This window comes from Stenotrophomonas thermophila (assembly GCF_001499715.1).
In the GTDB taxonomy this organism is placed as follows: Bacteria; Pseudomonadota; Gammaproteobacteria; order Xanthomonadales; family Xanthomonadaceae; genus Stenotrophomonas; species Stenotrophomonas hibiscicola.
In genome coordinates this window covers 30819-48979 of the sequence record NZ_CVIW01000025.1, presented here as the reverse complement: position 1 = coordinate 48979, position 18161 = coordinate 30819, and the positions used below count along the sequence as shown (strand labels likewise).

Genomic DNA, 18161 nt, shown 5'->3' with positions numbered 1-18161 from the left:
ATGGGCTCACGCCCCCGCAACCGGACCCACCCCGCCTTAGACAGATCATCGCGATCTGCCGGTAGATCCACGCCATGCGTGGATTGCGTGGAAATGGTCGAATCGTTCTTGTAGAGCCGAGCCATGCTCGGCTCAGAGGCTTGGCGTACAGCAGCCGAGCATGCGCTCGGCGCTACAACGAGAGCCTGCCTTTATTTTTGATCTTTTGATTCTCTTCCGTGGCTGGTACGCGCAGGAAATTGTCAGGGGCCGGTCGGGTAGGCTGCGCAGGGGCGTGAGCCGCAAGGATGCGGCGATCGAGCTTACAGGGACGTACTTGCAGCGCCCCCTGCGTAGCCTACCCGACCGGCCCAACTGGCAATGCCAGTCGACTAACAGTCGACTCTACCCGCGCCCAGCCACGAGGGGCCCCGCCGTTGGCTGGAACCCATCATTCCACGACGGAATTGGCGCGCCGGCCCCGCTGGGCCTACCATCGGCGGTCCCCACCCCCACCGCCCCTTCCATGTCCGCTCCCGCTTCCGCCGCACCGCGTCGCTGGTTCGTCGCCGGTGACTTCAACGGCTTCTTCGGCCTGGTCGTCGACAACCTCTCCATCCTCGGCTTCATCGCCATGGCCCTGGTCGGGATCTTCCAGTTCCCCGCCGACGTGGTGTTTGGCCGCATGTTCCCCGGCACCGCCTTCGGCGTGCTGGTCGGCAACCTGCTGTACACCCTGATGGCACGCCGGCTGGCCGCGCGTACCGGCCGCGACGACGTCACCGCCATGCCGCTCGGTCTGGATGCACCGACCAGCATCGGCATGGCGCTGCTGGTGCTCGGCCCGGCCTTCATCGCTTTCAAGCAGCAGGGCATGGACCCGCACGCGGCGGGCATCGCCACCTGGCAGCTGGGCATGGCGGCGCTGGTCATCATGGGCGTGCTCAAGTTCGTGCTGTCGTTCTTCGGTGAAGCGGTCACCCGCGCCCTGCCGCGTGCCGCGCTGCTGGGTTCCATCGCCGGCATCGCGCTGGTGCTGATGGGCCTGCTGCCGCTGCTGGAAACGCTGCGCTCGCCGCTGGTCGGCTTCACCACGCTGGGCCTGCTGCTGTATGTGCTGATCGCCAAGGGCAAGTTGCCGGTGCGTGGCCCGGGCGTGCTGCTGGCCTTCGTGTTCGGTACCGTGCTGTATTACGGCCTCGGTCTGGCCGGGCTGGGTGCGCCGGGCTTTCATGTGCCGGCGTGGGTGCCGCCGCAGGTGGTGCTGCCGCTGCCGACGCTGGGCTTCCTCGACGGCCTGCCCACCGCGATGACCTACCTGCCGCTGCTGCTGCCGTTCGGCCTGCTGATGGTGGTCGGTGGCATCAACGTATCCGAAAGCGCGCGTGCGGCCGGCGATGACTACCGCACCCGCGACATCCTGCTGGTGGAAGCGGTGGCCACGCTGGTGGCCGGTGTGTGTGGCGGCGTCGCGCAGACCACGCCGTACATCGGCCAGCCCGCCTACAAGCACATGGGCGCGCGCAGCGGCTATACGCTGCTGACCGGCCTGTTCGTCGGCATCGGCGGCATGCTCGGCATCATCTCCGGGCTGGTGCAGTGGCTGCCGCTGGCGGTGCTGGCACCGATCATCGTGTACGTGGCCATCGACATCACCACCCAGGCGTTCCAGGCCACGCCGCGCCACCATACCGGCGCGATGGTGTTCGGTTTCCTGCCGTCTGTGGCCTACCTGCTGGCGATCAAGGCACCCGGCTGGATCGCACCGGATCAGCTGCCGCAACTGCTGACGAAGCTCGACGGCCACGGCCTGCCGGAGCTGGCGGTGATCTTCACCCTGGGCAATGGCTTCATCATCACCTCGATGCTGTGGATCTCGGCCGTGGCGGCGATGGTCGATGGCCGCCTGCGCCGGGCCTGCGGGTTCCTGCTGGTGGCGGCGTTGCTGACGCTGTTCGGGCTGATCCACTCGGTGGATCCGCGCGGTGGCATCTATCTGCCGTGGGAGCTGGAAGGATTGGCGCGCATCATCAGCTGGCAGTTCGCGGGCGCCTACGTGGCGCTGGCGGTGCTGCTGGGATTGTTGTCACTGCAGAAACAGCCGGTGAAGCCGCTGGGCGATCGCACCGATCATTGACCGGTGACGCCGGGCATGGCCCGGCGCTACCGCTCCTTCCACTTCTGGTGCTCTGTAGAGCCGAGCCTGCGCTCGGCTGCTCTGAGCCGAGCATGGCTCGGCCCTACAGGGGCGTGTTGCAGGCGGCGAATGATCACAGCGCGCTCTGCCGGCCAGCGGCTGGCACTACCGTTCGGCGTCCAGTTCCGGGTAGTGGCGGAAGATGCCGTTGGTGTTGAACGGCAACCGCCGCTCCGAGGCCAGATAGGCGGCGATGTTCGGCCGCTTCGCCACCCGCGCCTGCAGCGCACGCAGCAGGGGCACGGTGTGGGCAAGTGCCTGCATGCGGCGTGGAAACATGTAGTCCAGCCCGCTCAACAGCTGGAACAGCGACAGATCCACATACGAATGCTCGCGCAGTGCGTGGCGGCCACCGTTGGCGGCCAGCACCTGTTCGAAGTAGCCCAGGAACTTCGGCAGCCGCTCGCCGCGCAGGGACGCAGCGCGCGCCTTGGCTTCGGTCTTCTGTTCTTCGTAGTACTTCGACGCGGCGATCGGATGGTGGGTGTCGTGCACCTCGGCCACCAGATCGGCGATGGTCAGCTGCAGTTGCAGCGCCTGCATCCGCCGCGAGGCCGCCTGTGGCACCAGGTCCAGCGTCGGGCCGAGGAAATCCAGGATCGCCGCGACCTGCGCGATGACCTGGCGGCCGGCCTTCAGGAACGGCGGTGCAAAGGGCTGTGGCCCGTCACTGCTGCCATCCAGGAATGGCTGCATCACCGCATCGCCGTGCACCCGCGCCATGTCGATGTAGTTGGCGCCGGCATCCTCCAGCGCCAGGCGCACGAACTCGCCGCGGCCCTGGATGCCGGTCCAGTAATACAGCGCGTACTGCATGGCAGTGCCTCCACATGAAAAGACCCACAGCGTCGCGCGGGACATGCAAAGCAGGCGTGAGCGCGGTTCTGGTGCAGGCCGAACCCGAACGGCAGCGGAACAGGTGGGGAACCCGCTGGAATCAGTGGGGTCCCACCTTGTCCATGCGTGTGAAACGAGGTGCTGCATCATGCAGAGTGGAAAGGCGGTATGGCCCAGGGTGTTGGGCGTGGTGGTGATCGGTTGCGCGGGCGGTTGGTTGTTCCGCGATCAGCTGAAGCGCCTGGCCGACGGTGTTTCGGTGCCGGTTCAATCAACCCCCGCCAGTACCAGCGCACCGCCACAACCGCAGGCAGCCGTAGAACCCGCGCCAGCACCGCCGTCGATCAGGCACCCGCTGGATACCGAGGCCGCCGCCGACCCGGCGCTGCCGAAACTGGCTGACAGCGATGCCGCGGCCTGGGGCGCACTGAGCCAACTGTTCCAGGGCGAGGGGCCGATGACCCTGCTGCTGCGCGATCACCTGATCCAGCGCCTGGTCACCCAGGTCGACAACCTGGACAAGCCAAGCGTGCCGCCGACGGCGCTGGCCGCACGGCCGCTGCCGGGCAACCTGCAGGTCGAGCCTGGCGAGGGCGGGGAACGCATCGCGGCAAGCAACTCGGCACGTTATGCGCCCTATGTGCAGGCTTTCACTGCGCTGGATCCGGCGGCAATGGCTACCGCGTACAAGCGCTTCTATCCGTTGATCCAGCAGGCCTACGTCGACCTGGGCCGGCCCGACGGATATTTCAATGATCGCCTGGTCGCGGTGATCGACCATCTGCTGGACACCCCGGAACTGGACCAGGCGCCTGCGGTACAGCGCGATGAGCGCGGCCGCTATCGCTTCGTCGATCCCACCCTGCAGTCACGCTCGATCGGGCAGAAGGCCCTGCTACGCATGGATCCTGCACAGGCGCGGGCGATCAAGCAGCAACTGCGGGCGATCCGCAGCGCGATCACCCGCTGAGCCCGTCCACCGTGCGGAACTGATCGGGATCAACGCGCCGACCACACGCGCTCCGGCATGCTGGCCGCAGGCTGACTGGCCCCGGGGTGCAGTCGCAGTCACCCTTGAAACCGGGTGGGGCAACCGCATCTTTCCAGCATTGCCGGCCCAGGCCGGCCCTGAAGACCGATGAGGATTCGCAATGCGGATGGACAAGCTCACCTCGCGTTTCCAGCAGGCGCTGGCAGACGCACAGTCGTTGGCCGTGGGCCGCGACAACAGCATCATCGAACCGGTTCACCTGTTCAGCGCGCTGCTGGACCAGCAGGGTGGCAGCACGCGCCCGCTGCTGGCCCAGGCCGGGGTGAACGTGCCCGTCCTGCGCGAGCGCCTGACCGAGGCGCTGGACGCACTGCCCAAGGTATCCGGCCAGGCCGGCAATGTCTCGATGGGCAATGATCTGGGGCGCCTGCTGAACCAGACCGACAAGCTGGCGCAGCAGCATGGTGACGCCTTCATTGCCAGCGAGTGGTTCGTGCTGGCGGCGCTGGACGATGGCGGCACGCTGGGCATGGCGCTGCGCGCCGCTGGTGCCGACAAGACGCGCCTGCAGGCGGCGATCGACAAGCTGCGTGGCGGCGAGAACGTGCAGTCGGAGAATGCCGAGGAGCAGCGGCAGGCGCTGGAGAAGTACACCATCGACCTGACCGCGCGGGCCGAGAGCGGCAAGCTCGACCCGGTGATCGGCCGTGACGAGGAAATCCGCCGCACCATCCAGGTGCTGCAGCGCCGGACCAAGAACAACCCGGTGCTGATCGGCGAACCCGGCGTGGGCAAGACCGCGATCGTGGAAGGGCTGGCCCAGCGCATCATCAACGACGAAGTACCCGAGGGCCTGCGCGGCAAGCGCGTGCTGTCGCTGGACATGGGCGCGCTGATCGCCGGCGCCAAGTTCCGCGGTGAATTCGAGGAGCGCCTGAAGGGCGTGCTCAACGACCTGGCCAAGAACGAAGGCCAGATCATCCTGTTCATCGACGAGCTGCACACCATGGTCGGCGCCGGCAAGGCTGATGGCGCGATGGATGCCGGCAACATGCTGAAGCCGGCGCTGGCACGCGGCGAGCTGCACTGCATCGGTGCGACCACGCTGGATGAGTACCGCAAATACATCGAGAAGGACGCTGCGCTGGAGCGCCGCTTCCAGAAGGTGTTCGTGGGCGAGCCGTCGGTGGAGGACACCATCGCGATCCTGCGCGGCCTGAAGGAAAAGTACGCCGTGCACCACGGTGTGGAAATCACCGACCCGGCCATCGTGGCTGCAGCCACGCTGTCCAACCGCTACATCACCGACCGCCAGCTGCCGGACAAGGCCATCGACCTGATGGACGAAGCCGCCTCACGCCTGCGCATGGAGATCGACTCCAAGCCGGAGGAGCTGGATCGCCTGGAACGCCGGGTGATCCAGCTGAAGATCCAGCGCGAGATGCTGAAAAAGGAGAAGGACGAAGCCTCGCGGCAGCGCCTGGCCGATCTGGAGAAGGACATCGATGCGCTGGAGCGCGAGTTCTCCGATCTCAATGAAATCTGGAAGTCGGAGAAGGCCGCGCTGCAGGGCGCAACCAAGATCAAGGAACAGGTCGAGCAGGCCAAGCTGGAGCTGGAAGCCGCGCAGCGCCGCCAGGATTTCGCCAAGATGAGCGAGATCCAGTACGGCCTGTTGCCACAACTGGAAAAGCAGCTGGCTGCGGCCCAGGAAGCCGAGCACAAGGACTTCAAGCTGGTGCAGGACCGCGTGACCGACGAGGAGATTGCCGAAGTCGTATCGCGCTGGACCGGCATCCCGGTCAACAAGATGCTCGAAGGCGAGCGCGACAAGCTGTTGCGCATGGAAGAGGTGCTGCACAACCGCGTGGTCGGCCAGGAGGAAGCGATCAAGGTCGTCTCCGATGCCGTGCGCCGCTCGCGTGCAGGCCTGTCCGATCCGAACCGTCCGGCCGGCTCGTTCCTGTTCCTCGGCCCGACCGGCGTCGGCAAGACCGAGCTGTGCAAGTCGCTGGCCGAATTCCTGTTCGACAGTGCCGACGCGATGATCCGCATCGACATGAGCGAGTTCATGGAGAAGCACAGCGTCGCCCGCCTGATCGGCGCGCCTCCGGGCTATGTCGGCTACGAGGAAGGTGGCTACCTGACCGAGGCCGTGCGTCGCCGTCCGTACTCGCTGATCCTGCTGGACGAAGTGGAGAAGGCGCATCCGGATGTGTTCAACATCCTGCTGCAGGTGCTGGACGATGGCCGCCTGACCGACGGCCAGGGCCGCACCGTGGACTTCCGCAACACCGTCATCGTGATGACCTCGAACCTGGGCTCGCACCAGATCCAGGACATGAGCGCCGACGACAGTCCGGAGGCCTACACGCAGATGAAGGCGGCGGTGATGGGCGTGGTGCAGGCGCACTTCCGTCCGGAGTTCATCAACCGCCTGGACGACATCGTGGTGTTCCACCCGCTGGACAAGCAGCAGATCAAGCAGATCGCGCGCATCCAGATGCGCGGGCTGGAGAAGCGCCTGGCCGAGCGCGGGTTGAAGCTGTCGGTCTCCGATGCGGCGTTCGATCTGCTCGGCAACGTCGGCTTCGATCCGGTCTATGGCGCGCGCCCGTTGAAGCGTGCAATCCAGTCGCAACTGGAAAATCCGCTGGCGCAGCAGATCCTGTCCGGCGCCTTTGTCAACGGCGACACCATCGAGGTTGGCAACGACGGCGGTCGCCTGGTGTTCGCCAAAGCGTGATTCACACGGGGCGCCGCCTGGCCGCAGCGCCCCGTTTCCTGCGAGGTATGCCGGGCCATGCCCGGCGCTCACTCAGAAGCGGTGCGTATAGCCGCTCATCAAGCCGAACTGGTTCGCCTTCTGCACGATCGGGCTGTCGGCGGCATCACCGAGCAGGCGCGTGCCTTCGGCCGAGATGTACCAGTTGCCGTTGCGGCCCACGCGGTGGCTCCACTTCAGGCCGACACCGGCACTGACCAGGCCGGCCTTTGGCTTGTGCTCGGCAAAGCCGGTACGCGCCGCCTGTTCCGGGCTGACGCCGTACCAGGTCTGCATGTAACCGCGGTTGCCGTAGTCGGTGGACACGCTGCCGCTGACCACGCCGCCGGCCAGGTCGAACAGCGGCATGCTCAGGTTCAGATGGATCTGCTGGGTGGCCAGGCCGTTCTCGGCCTTGTCCTCGTCCTTGCCGGTGAACTGCCAGGAGCCGCTCAGCACGGCTTCGCCCAGCGTATAACCAGCCGAGACGCCGACCAGGGGACGGGTATCGATATCACCCATGCCGCGCAGGAAGTCGGAACCGCCGAGCAGCGAGTCCTTTTCCTTGCGGATGCCGCTGGCGCCGACATACGCGCGCACGCGGGTGTGCTCGCCGATGGAGGTGCCCCAGCCAATGCCAGTGGTGCCCAGAAACCATCCACCCGGCGAGGTGACATCAAAGGACAACGACGGCGTCGCACGATACTCCTCGCTGCCGCTGTAGCGCGGCGCCACGCCACCGCCGGCAGCGAGCTCGAAGGTCCAGTGGTCATCCCTGGCGTGGGCGATCGGTGCGGCGAACAGCGGCAGCAGGGCCAGGCAGAGCAGGGCGGGGGAACGGCGAAGCTGGGACATGGAAACTCTCGACAATGGGAGGAAGGCAGCGCGCGCATCCGGCGAGTGCTGCAGGGTCGCTAGCGTGGCGATACGCCGGCGACCGATCCGTCCGCAGTTGTGCGGGAGTTGTAATCAACTGTAATTGCGCCCAAGGGCGTTCAGCTGGCAGCCAGCGGCCAGTGCATCTCCAGGCGCGCGCCGCCCAACGTGGCGCGGCTGATGCGAAGCTCGCCGCCGTGGCGGACGGCAATGCGGCTGACGATGGCCAGGCCCAGGCCGAAGCCTCCGGTATCGCGGCTGCGGCTGTCATCCAGGCGGGTGAACGGGCGCATCACCTTCTCCCGATCGGCTTCGGCGATGCCGGGGCCATCGTCATCCACGCGCAGGCAGGCGCGGCCGCTGACACCGACCAGCGAGACTTCCACCTGCGAGCGCGCATGGCGCAGCGCATTGCCCACCAGATTGCTGAGTGCCAGCTGCAGCAGGCGCGGCTCGGCATCCACCCGTGGCAATGCACTGGGTTGCACGCGCAGGACCACGCCGGCGCGTTCGGCATCACGGCGTGCATCGGCCAGGCAGGCCTGCAGCCAGTCGTTGGCTTCGATGCGCTGCATCGGCTCGCCTTCGCTGGGATGCTCCAGGCGCTCATAGGCCAGCAGTTCGCTGACCAGCCGGTTGAGCTCGGCCAGATCGCCGTGCAGGCCCTGTGCCAGCCGTTCGCGGCGTTCGCGGTCATCGCTGTCCTGCATCAGGTCCAGGCCGAAGGCAACGCGCGCGATCGGCGTGCGCAGCTCGTGCGAGATCGCATGGGTCAGGTCGCGCTGGCGCTGCACCAGTTCGGCCACGCGTGCCGCCATGCGGTTGGAGTGGTCGACGATGACCCGGATCTGCGAGCGTGGCGAGACCTGCGCACGTGCCTGCAGATCGCCAGCGCCGATGCGGTCGGCGTGCAGGCGCAGCGCTTCCAGGTCGCGCCAGAGCAGGCGCACCCACGCGTACAGGCTGGCGCCCACCAGCAGCAGGATGCTGAGGTAGGCGGCGATGGTCATGTACGTCGTCATCTGCACCGCGCCAGGCAGGCGCAGGTGCAGCCAGCGGCCATCGCTGCCCTCGATGGGCAGCAGGACCTGCTGGTATTGATCGCGCACGATGAAACCATCGGCCTTCACGGCCACCTCTTCCTGCGCGTCGAGTGCGGGAGGTTTGTCGAGCAGGGTCAGGGCGATGCCGTAGTGTGGCTGCCACTGCTGCAGGCGCTCACGCTGCTGGTCGGCATCCAGGCCGGCCAGGCCACTGCGCAGGGCGTACACCTGACCACGCACCTGCTGGACGAAGACGCGATCCTGCACGGGCGTGTAGATGCCGTCCAGGATGTGGTTGAGGAAGAACACCGACACCAGGAAGCAGGCACCCGTGATAAACCACAACCACAGGAACAGCCGCTTCATGCGGTCCAGGCCGACGGATTGAACTGGTAGCCACGGCCCCACACGGTCTTGATCCGCCGCGGTTCGCGCGCATCATCGCCGAGCTTGCGGCGCAGCTTGCCGATGCTGACATCGACACTGCGGTCCAGGCCGTCAAAGCCGATGCCGCGCACCGCCTGCAGGATATGGTCGCGCGACAGGATCTGCCCCGGCTGGCTGGCCAGCAGCCACAGGATCTCGAATTCCGTGGTGCCCAGCTCGACCTGCTGACCGTGCAGGTGCACTTCGCGCTGCATGCGGTCGATCAGCAGTTCGCCATGCATCAGACGGCTGGGTGTGCCGGTGTTGCTGCTGCCATGGCGGCGGCGCAGCAGGGCGCGCAGGCGGGCCAGCAGCAGGCGCGGCTCGATCGGTTTGTGCACATAGTCATCGGCGCCCGATTCCAGGCCCAGCACCTGCTCGATGTCGTCTTCGCAGGCGGTCAGCATCAGGATCGGCACGTCGGAGAAACTGCGGATCTGCCGGCACACGTCGATGCCGCCGAGGCCGGGCAGCATCAGGTCCAGTACCACCAGCTCGGGCGCATGCTGGCGGCAGGCCGCGCCGGCAAGGTCACCGCGCGCCACATGCTGCACGGCGAAACCATGTTCGTGGAGATAGTCGCTGACCAGCTCTGCCAGGCGACGGTCGTCCTCCACCAACAAGACCTGGGTCGGGGTACCGTTGGCGGTGGGTGTCCAGGGGGATGGCTGCATGCGCGTGGGGCCTCCGTGCCCGGGCAGGAGCGCCCGGCGGCGAAGCCTATCAACGCCCCGTGACCGCTGCCTGAATCGCGGCCAACCTGATAACCCCCGGTATGGGCGTCATCGCCAGCAGCTTTCAGCGGCGGGCGACGGCTGGCCTATGGTGGCGGTTTCCCCGGATGGAGCCTGGCGCAATGAGCGATCCGCAGTGGCAACTGGAAACCCTGGCCGTGCACGGCGGCTACCGTCCCGACCCGACTACCCGCGCGGTGGCGGTGCCGATCTACCAGACGGTGGCGTATGCCTTCGATGACACCCAGCACGGTGCCGATCTGTTCGACCTGAAGGTACCGGGCAATATCTATACGCGCATCATGAACCCCACCACCGACGTACTGGAGCAGCGCCTGGCTGCGCTGGAAGGCGGCATCGGTGCGCTGGCGCTGGCCTCGGGGCAGGCCGCGATCACCTATGCCCTCCAGACCATTGCAGAGGCCGGCGACAACATCGTCGCCTCCAGCGCGCTGTATGGCGGCAGCCTCAACCTGCTGGCGCACACGCTGCCGCAGTACGGCATCCAAGCGCGCTTTGCTGATCCGGCTGATCCTTCTGCGTTCGCCGCGCTGATCGACGAGCGCACCAAGGCGGTGTTCGTCGAATCCATCGGCAACCCGCGCGGCAACGTCACCGACATCGCTGCGATTGCGGAGGTCGCGCATGCCGCTGGCGTGCCCCTGATCGTCGACAACACCGTGGCCACGCCGTTCCTGCTGCGCCCATTCGAGCACGGCGCCGACATCGTGGTGCATTCGCTGACCAAGTACCTGGGCGGCCACGGCACCAGCCTCGGCGGCGCGATCATCGATTCGGGCCGCTTCGACTGGACCGCACAGCCCCAACGCTTCGCGCGGCTCAACCAGCCCGACCCCAGTTACCACGGCGTGGTCTATACCGAAGCGCTGGGGCCGGCGGCCTACATCGGCCGAGCGCGGGTGGTGCCATTGCGCAATACCGGCGCTGCGTTGTCGCCGTTCAATGCGTTCTTGATCCTGCAGGGCATCGAGACCCTGGCCCTGCGCATGGAACGCATCAACGCCAATGCACTGGCCGTCGCGCAGTACCTGAAGGCGCACGCCAAGGTAGCGTGGGTGCGCTACGCCGGACTGGCCGACGATCCCGAGCACGCCGCCGCGCAGCGCTATCTGGGTGGGCACGGCTCGGGCGTGCTGACCTTCGGCCTGCCGGGCGGGCGCGAGGCAGGCGCACGTTTCCTTGACGCGCTGAAATTGTTCACCCGCCTGGTCAACCTCGGCGATGCGAAGTCACTGGCCACCCATCCCGCCTCGACCACCCACCGCCAGTTGGATGCGGCGGAACTGGCCAAGGCCGGCGTCGGTGAGGACACCGTGCGGCTGTCGATCGGCATCGAACATATCGGCGACCTGCGTGCCGACCTGGAACAGGCCCTGGCCAGCGCCTGATAGCCACACGCTTGGTCGTCATCGCCACAGGCGATCACCACCCGCGCCGCGATGCGCTACGGTGGAACTGCCTCTCCAAGGCGTGGCAACGTGGCGATCCAGATCCCCGGTCGATGCGGGTCGACCGGGGATTTTTTTGTTTCCGGGGTCAGATCCGTTTTCCTGCGGAAAACGGATCTGACCCAATGCACCAACAGCAGCGGGGAACTGTCGAAGGCGGGGTGGGTCCGGTTGCGGGGGCGTGAGCGCCATGGATGGCGCGACCGAGCCTCCATGGACGGATTCACGGCGTCCCCTGCAACCGGACCCACCCCGCCATCCCACGGATAGTCAGCTTTTGCCTTTGCCTTTGCTGTTGCCTCGGCAGGGGCAGGGCTGCAAGCCCTGCCGCACCCACGCCCCTCACACCACCGGAATGCTGTGCTGCCCCAGATTCCGGTACGGCGGTGTGGACATGATCATCTCCGCCAGCGAGTACGCCAGCTCACGTTCGGCCATCACCGTGCCATCGGCACCGTGTTCCAGCAAATGCTTCACTTCCGCATCGCTGTGCGCGCGCGCCAGCAGGGTCAGGCCCGGGTTGATCGCACGCAGCTTGGCCAGCGCCTCACCGGCTTCCAGCGGCTGCGGAATCGCCAGCACCGCAATCTTCGCCCGCTCAGGATGGGCCTCGGCCAGCACCCGGTCGGCCGCCGCACTGCCGCGGATCGCCGCCAGGCCCTTGGCGTGCGCCGCCTCCACGTGTTCCTTGTTGTCATCGATCACCAGCACCGGCACGCCACGATCGCTCAGCACCTGCGCCAGTTCGCTGCCCACCCGGCCATAGCCGATCACGATGGCGTGGTCATGCAGGTCCCGTGACGGGCCGATGGCTTCAGGCGGCTCGGGTGCCTGCGGGGACTGCTCCTGCTTGGCCTGCCAACGGTCCAGCAGCCCGAATACCAGCGGGTTGAGCATGATCGACACCAGCGCACCGGCCAGCACCAGCGACTGGCCTTCCTTCGGCAGGATCTGCAGCGCCACGCCGAGGCCGGCGATGATGAAGGCGAACTCGCCGATCTGTGCCAAGCTGGCCGAGATGGTCAACGCGGTGCTGGTCGGGTGGCCGAACGCACGCACGATGAAAAATGCCGCCGCCGACTTGCCGAACATGATGATGGCGACGGTGGCCAGCACCTGCCACGGATGCTGGACGAGGATGTTGGGGTCAAACAGCATGCCGACCGACACAAAGAACAGCACCGCGAACGCATCGCGCAGCGGCAACGAATCATGCGCGGCCTTGTGGCTCAGCTCCGATTCGTTGAGCAGCATGCCGGCGAAGAACGCGCCCAGCGCGAACGAGACACCGAACAACATCGCCGAACCGAACGCCACGCCCAGCGCGATCGCCAGCACCGACAGAGTGAACAGCTCACGCGAACCGGTACCGGCGATGCGCTCCAGGATCCACGGGATGACCCGGCGCCCGACCACCAGCATCACCGCCACGAACAGGCCCAGCTGCACGAAGGTCCAGCCGATGTCGGCCAGCACGCTGCCGAGCGAGTGCGACTCCTTGGCCGCGTCGGGGCCGAACACGCCGGCCATCACCGGCATCATCACCAGTGCCAGCACGCAGGCCAGGTCTTCCACGATCAGCCAGCCGACCGCGATCTTGCCGCGCATCGTCTCCAGCAGGCGGCGTTCCTCCATCGCCCGCAGCAGCACCACGGTACTGGCGGTGGCCAGCGAGAAACCGAAGATGACGCCGTGGATGGCCGGCCAGCCCATCAGCGAGGCCACACCCCAGCCGAGCAGGGTGGCCACCGCGATCTGGCCGATGGCGCCGGGGATGGCGATCGCCTTGACCGCCATCAGGTCCTTCAGCGAGAAGTGCAGGCCGACGCCGAACATCAGCAGCATCACGCCCAGTTCGGCCAGCTGGTTGGCCAGCGCCTGGTCGGCGACGAAGCCGGGGGTGAACGGGCCTACGCAGATGCCAGCAATCAGGTAACCGACCAGGGGAGACAAGCGGAGCTTGTTGGCCAGCGCGCCGAAGATGAAGGCGAGCCCCAGGCCAACGGCAACGATGTTGATCAGGTCGGTGTCATGGTGCATCGGCACTCGCAGGCAAACGGGGGGATGCCCCGATTTTCACCGATGAAGCCAGATACGGCAAACCCGCCGTCCACGTGCCGTGGCCGGCGGGTTTGCCCACGCATTTCTCCTCTACCCCCGCCTTCGGCGCGCCCCTTCAACAAGAAGGGGCTCTCCTCCAGATGCGGCCCGGGGTTGCCGGCCCGCGGCCGGCACTACCAGAGCCTCGCTTACCAGGTGTACTTGATCCGCCCGTACACATACGCGCCGTTGAAGCCGAACGGCGAGTAGTTGCTGTACGGCAGCATGCCGAAGGTGGAGTTCTGCAGGTCTTCGGTGCGGTCCGGGTACTTGTCCAGCAGGTTGTCGGCGCCCACGGTCAGGGTCCAGTTGCTGCTCGGCTTGTAGCTGGCCGAGGCATCCACCACCCAGGCATCGCCGTAGGTCTGGTCACGCAGGGCGGTGGCCGAGTTGCGCACGGTGAATTTGCCGTAGCGGGTGGCGGCCAGGCCCAGCTCCCAGTGGTCCGAACGCCAGGTGCCGCTCAGGATCGCCTTGTCGCGCGGGTAGCTGTCCTCGATGCGGCCAATTTCATCGCGACCGATCAGCGACTGGGTCAGGCCCAGCGTGCCGAACACCGGCGGGGGGCCGCCGACACGGCGCACTTCGGTGTCGTTGTAGCTGTACGCAGCGGTCAGCTCCAGGCTGCTGGCGCTGAACGGCACCGTATAGCTGGACACGAAGTCGACGCCACGGGTGCGCGTATCCAGGCCGTTGGTGAAGTAGGAGAACGCGGTCACCTGCGGCAGGCCCAGGGTGCCCAGCAGCGCGCTGGTGGCCGCGTTGGTGGTGATGCTGGACGACAGCGCGATGCGGTCATCAATGTCGATCTGGTAGGCATCGACGGTGATGTACAGGCGGTCGACCGGCTGCAGCACCAGGCCCAGGCTGTAGGAGGTGGAGGTTTCGGCCTTCAACGGCGAGGCGCCCAGCGCCTGCGCGGCCGGGCTGGTGGTCGGGAAGGTGCCACGCTCGACGAACACGCCATTGAGGAACTGGCTGGTGACCGCCTGGTAGCCCTGCTGCGCCAGCGAGGGCGCGCGGAAACCGCTGGAGGCGGTCGCACGCAGCGCGACCTTGTCGGTGAACGCATAGCGCGCCGACAGCTTGCCGGAGAAGCGGTCGCCGAAGTCCGAGTAGTCCTCGTAGCGGCCGGTGATGCCGGCCGAGAACTTCTCGGTCAGGTCCGCTTCCAGGCCAGCATAGACCGCGTAGTTGTGGCGGTCGGCATGCACTTCATTGGTCGGGGTGAAGCCCGCGAAGCCCTGCGCGCCGCTGCCGGTGTACGAGTTCAGTTCGCCCGGGTTCTGGTCCCACTTCTCCTTGCGGTACTCACCGCCAAAGGACAGCGTGACCGGGTAGGCCAGGCCCCAGTCCAGCGACTTGGTCAGATCGGCATTGAAGATGTCCTGCTGGTACTTCAGCGTACCGTCGTAGAACGAGCGCGGGCTGGTCGCACCGAGGCTGTAGTTGATGCTGTTGCGGGTGTGGAAGTCGAGGGTGTTCTCGCCGTGGTTCAGGCTCAGGTCCCAGGTCCAGCCGCTGTCGGTGTTGCCCTTGACGCCGGCCACCAGCGAGCGGTCCTTGGAATACTGGTTGATCTCCGGCACGTAGCCGTCCGGGTAGGTCTGCGCCAGCAGCGCGCTCTGCCCGCTGTGGTTGCGCGAGCGGTAGAACGCAAACGAGGTGATGTCGCGGTTGCTGAGCAGCGCGCTGGCGTAGCCGGTCACGTGGTCGCTGAAGTCGAAGCTGGCGTTGGCCGAGGCGGCGGTGGCATCCACGCGCGGGTCGCCGACGATGAAGGTCTTCTGGCCGATGCTCGGGAAGTTGCCGGTGTTCGGCGTGGTGCCGCGGTACGGGCCGGCGCGGTTGCTCTCGTCCTGCTGGCTGATCTGGCCGGCCACGTGCACCCGGCCGCGGCCGTTGCCGAACTCGACGCCGGTATCGCCGGAAAGCTGGTACTTGTTGCCGTCACCGGCCGAGTACTGGCCGTAGTCCACGGCCAGGCTGCCGCCACGGCCGCTGCCCTTGAGCACGATGTTGATGACGCCGGCGATGGCGTCCGAGCCGTACTGTGCCGACGCACCGTCGCGCAGCACTTCCACGCGCTCGATGGCGGCAATCGGGATCGCATTGATGTCCACCGCCGACGAGCCACGGCCGATGCTGCCGTTGACGTTGATCATCGCCGAGGTGTGGCGGCGCTTGCCGTTGACCAGCACCAGCACCTGGTCTGGCGACAGGCCGCGCAGCTGCGCCGGGCGCACGCCACTGGTGCCGTCGGTCAAGGCCGGGCGCGGGAAGTTCAGCGAGGGCAGGGCGCGCGACAGTGCGGTGGCCAGCTCACTGGTGCCGGTGGACTGCAGCACTTCAGGGGTGATGATGTCGATCGGCGACTGCGATTCGGCGACCGTGCGGTCGGCCACGCGGGTGCCGGTGACGATCACCGTGTCCAGGGTATTGGCGGCGGTGCCGGCCTGTTGGGCGGCGGCAAGGAACGGAGAGCCACCGAGTGCGACAGCGACGGCGGCGGCGATCAGGCTGGTCTTGCGGGTCATCGGGATGGGGCTCCGGTTGGCGGGGGCGGCACCGGAATCGACATCACGGGGGTGAGGCGGACGGCGGTTGTTGCGGTGCGCAATACAGCAATTAACGGGATATTCAGTGCCTGTCAAATGCCGGTCATTGAAAAAAACGTTGCAGCAGCAACCATTTAGCCAGGACCGGCACCGGCGGGGGGGAGACCCGGGACGCGCGCGGCGAGGACGTGGGAGAGAGGAACGTCGGCCACTGCGCATCCCGGGGCGCGTCAAGTATTCGTTAACGCTAGAATTACGTCGCAGGAACAGTGCTCACCAGCACATTCCATCCGGTTATATGGACCCCTCCCCCGATGATCTCCCTTCGTAATTTCGCCTTGCGCCGCGGCGAGCGGCTGCTGTTGTCCAATGTCGACCTGACCCTGCACGCCGGTTACCGGGTAGGTGTGGTCGGCCGCAACGGTGCTGGCAAGTCCAGCCTGTTCGCGGCGGTGAAGGGCGAGCTGGAGGCCGACAAGGGTGACGTCGACCTGCCCGGCAAGGTCCGTATCGCCAGCGTGGCCCAGGAAACCCCGTCGCTGCCGGACCCGGCGCTGAGCTTTGTGCTGGGCGGCGACACCGAGGTGGCCGCGGTGCTGGCCGAAGAGGCCGAGGCGACCGCCCGCGAAGACTGGGAGGCGGTGGCCAACGCACACACCAAGATGGCCGAGATGGGGGCCTACGACGCCGAAGCGCGCGCCGGCAAGCTGCTCCACGGCCTTGGTTTCCCGGCCGAGACCCACCACCGCGCGGTCTCCTCGTTCTCCGGCGGCTGGCGCGTACGCCTGAACCTGGCCCGCGCGCTGATGATGCCCAGTGACCTGCTGCTGCTGGACGAACCGACCAACCACCTGGATCTGGACGCGGTGTACTGGCTGGAACAGTGGCTGCTGAAGTACCCCGGCACCCTGCTGTTGATCTCGCATGACCGCGAGTTCCTCGACAACGTGGCCACCCACACCCTGCACCTGCACGGCGGCGGCGCCAAGCTCTACCCGGGCGGCTACACCGATTTCGAGCGCCAGCGCGCCGAACAGCTGCGCCAGCAGCAGATCGCGCACGAGAAGGAACAGGCCGAGCGCGCCCACCTGCAGAGCTTCATCGACCGCTTCAAGGCGCAGGCCAGCAAGGCCGCGCAGGCGCAGAGCCGCATGAAGCGCCTGGCCAAGCTGGCCGGCACCGAAGCGGTGCGCGCCGAACGCGAGTTCCGGATCGAGTTCGCGCCTCCGGCCAAGCTGCCGTTCTCGCTGATCCGCCTGAACCACGTCGAGGCCGGCTATGGCAAGGACGCGGTGATCCTGCACAACGTCGGCTTCGGCCTGGAAGCGGGCCAGCGCATCGGACTGCTCGGCCCGAACGGTGCGGGCAAGACCACCCTGGTGAAGACCCTGGTGGGTGAACTGGCGCCGATCGTCGGCGAGCGCATGGCGCACCCGGACCTGAAGATCGGCTACTTCGCCCAGCACACGGTGGAGTCGCTGCACGAAGGCCAGTCGCCGATGGAGCACTTCCGCGAGATCGCCCCGGACGCACCGAACCAGTCGTTCCGCGACTTCCTCGGCAAGTGGAACTTCCCGGGTGACCGCGCGTTCGAGCCGGTCGACGGCTTCTCCGGTGGCGAGCGCGCACGCCTGGCGCTGGCGCTGATCGCCTGGCAGCAGCCGAACGTGCTGCTGCTGGACGAACCGACCAACCACCTTGATCTGGAAATGCGCGAAGCGCTGGCCGAAGCATTGGCCACCTTCGAAGGCGCGATCGTGATGGTCTCGCACGACCGCCATCTGATCGGCCTGGTCTGCGATACCTACTGGCGCGTGGCCGATGGCGTGGTCGAGCCGTTCGATGGCGACCTGGATGCCTACGCCGCGTGGCTGCGTACCCGCCCGCAGGCGCAGGGCACCAAGGCGCGCATGGAACAGGTGGAAGAGCCGGTGGTGGTCAAGACCGCCCCGGTGGCGCAGGTGGTGCAGAAGAAGCCGGTGAACCCGCACAAGCTGGCGGCCGCCGAGGCCAAGGTGGCCGAACTGGAGAGCGCGCTGGCCGAGCTCGACCGCCAGCTGGCCGATCCGGCCAACTACGCCGATGCCACGCGCATGGCCGTGCTTGGCCGCGATCGCGAAACCGCCGCCGCACAGCTGGAAAAGGCCGAAGCCGCCTGGATGGAACTGCTCGAGTCCTGACCTCGCA

11 protein-coding genes are annotated in these 18161 nt (G+C 67.0%); 5 read left to right on the top strand and 6 right to left on the bottom strand.

Annotated features, from left to right (window positions below; translation table 11 throughout):
* Window positions 1–505: 505 nt before the first annotated feature.
* Window positions 506–2116: a SulP family inorganic anion transporter gene (locus BN1263_RS12720; RefSeq protein WP_058981581.1), complete on the top strand. Its 1611-nt coding sequence runs from the start codon at window positions 506–508 to the stop codon at window positions 2114–2116.
* Window positions 2117–2281: 165 nt separating this feature from the next.
* On the opposite strand, the gene BN1263_RS12715 is transcribed toward BN1263_RS12720, so the two are convergent.
* Entirely contained in the window at window positions 2282–2992 is a 711-nt protein-coding gene (locus tag BN1263_RS12715; RefSeq protein WP_058981578.1) for a glutathione S-transferase, read from the bottom strand.
* A gap of 169 nt (window positions 2993–3161) precedes the next feature.
* Here BN1263_RS12715 and BN1263_RS12710 point away from each other — a divergent pair, with 169 nt between their 5' ends.
* Together BN1263_RS12710 and clpB are read left to right on the top strand one after the other, a co-directional pair.
* Entirely contained in the window at window positions 3162–3983 is an 822-nt protein-coding gene (locus BN1263_RS12710) for a DUF3014 domain-containing protein (RefSeq protein ID WP_058981576.1), read from the top strand.
* A gap of 181 nt (window positions 3984–4164) precedes the next feature.
* Window positions 4165–6750, top strand: coding sequence for an ATP-dependent chaperone ClpB (gene clpB / locus BN1263_RS12705; protein WP_058981575.1), 2586 nt, complete (start codon window positions 4165–4167; stop codon window positions 6748–6750).
* A gap of 72 nt (window positions 6751–6822) precedes the next feature.
* On the opposite strand, the gene BN1263_RS12700 is transcribed toward clpB, so the two are convergent.
* The 3 genes from BN1263_RS12700 to BN1263_RS12690 all read right to left on the bottom strand — a co-directional run bounded on the left by BN1263_RS12700 (window position 6823) and on the right by BN1263_RS12690 (window position 9787).
* A complete protein-coding gene (locus BN1263_RS12700) occupies window positions 6823–7623 on the bottom strand; it encodes a MipA/OmpV family protein (protein ID WP_058981573.1) in 801 nt (266 codons plus the stop codon).
* 140 nt (window positions 7624–7763) lie between these two features.
* The gene (locus tag BN1263_RS12695; RefSeq protein ID WP_058981571.1) at window positions 7764–9053 is read right to left on the bottom strand and encodes an ATP-binding protein; all 1290 of its coding nucleotides are present in this window, start codon (window positions 9051–9053) and stop codon (window positions 7764–7766) included.
* Window positions 9050–9787, bottom strand: coding sequence for a winged helix-turn-helix domain-containing protein (locus BN1263_RS12690; protein ID WP_058981569.1), 738 nt, complete (start codon window positions 9785–9787; stop codon window positions 9050–9052). Before BN1263_RS12690 ends, BN1263_RS12695 begins: the two co-directional genes overlap by 4 nt.
* Window positions 9788–9969: 182 nt before the next feature.
* Between BN1263_RS12690 and BN1263_RS12685 the strand changes: the two genes are divergently transcribed.
* Window positions 9970–11256: an O-acetylhomoserine aminocarboxypropyltransferase/cysteine synthase family protein gene (locus BN1263_RS12685; protein WP_058981568.1), complete on the top strand. Its 1287-nt coding sequence runs from the start codon at window positions 9970–9972 to the stop codon at window positions 11254–11256.
* 402 nt (window positions 11257–11658) lie between these two features.
* Here the strand turns inward: BN1263_RS12685 and ybaL are convergent, their stop codons facing one another.
* Window positions 11659–13356, bottom strand: coding sequence for a YbaL family putative K(+) efflux transporter (gene ybaL, locus BN1263_RS12680; protein ID WP_058981566.1), 1698 nt, complete (start codon window positions 13354–13356; stop codon window positions 11659–11661).
* A gap of 209 nt (window positions 13357–13565) precedes the next feature.
* Window positions 13566–15953 (bottom strand): TonB-dependent receptor plug domain-containing protein, encoded by a 2388-nt coding sequence (locus BN1263_RS12675; protein ID WP_058981564.1) that lies wholly within the window; start codon window positions 15951–15953, stop codon window positions 13566–13568.
* Window positions 15954–16288: 335 nt separating this feature from the next.
* On the opposite strand from BN1263_RS12675, the gene BN1263_RS12670 reads away from it, so the two are divergent.
* Window positions 16289–18154: an ABC-F family ATP-binding cassette domain-containing protein gene (locus BN1263_RS12670; protein WP_058981562.1), complete on the top strand. Its 1866-nt coding sequence runs from the start codon at window positions 16289–16291 to the stop codon at window positions 18152–18154.
* Window positions 18155–18161: the final 7 nt, after the last annotated feature.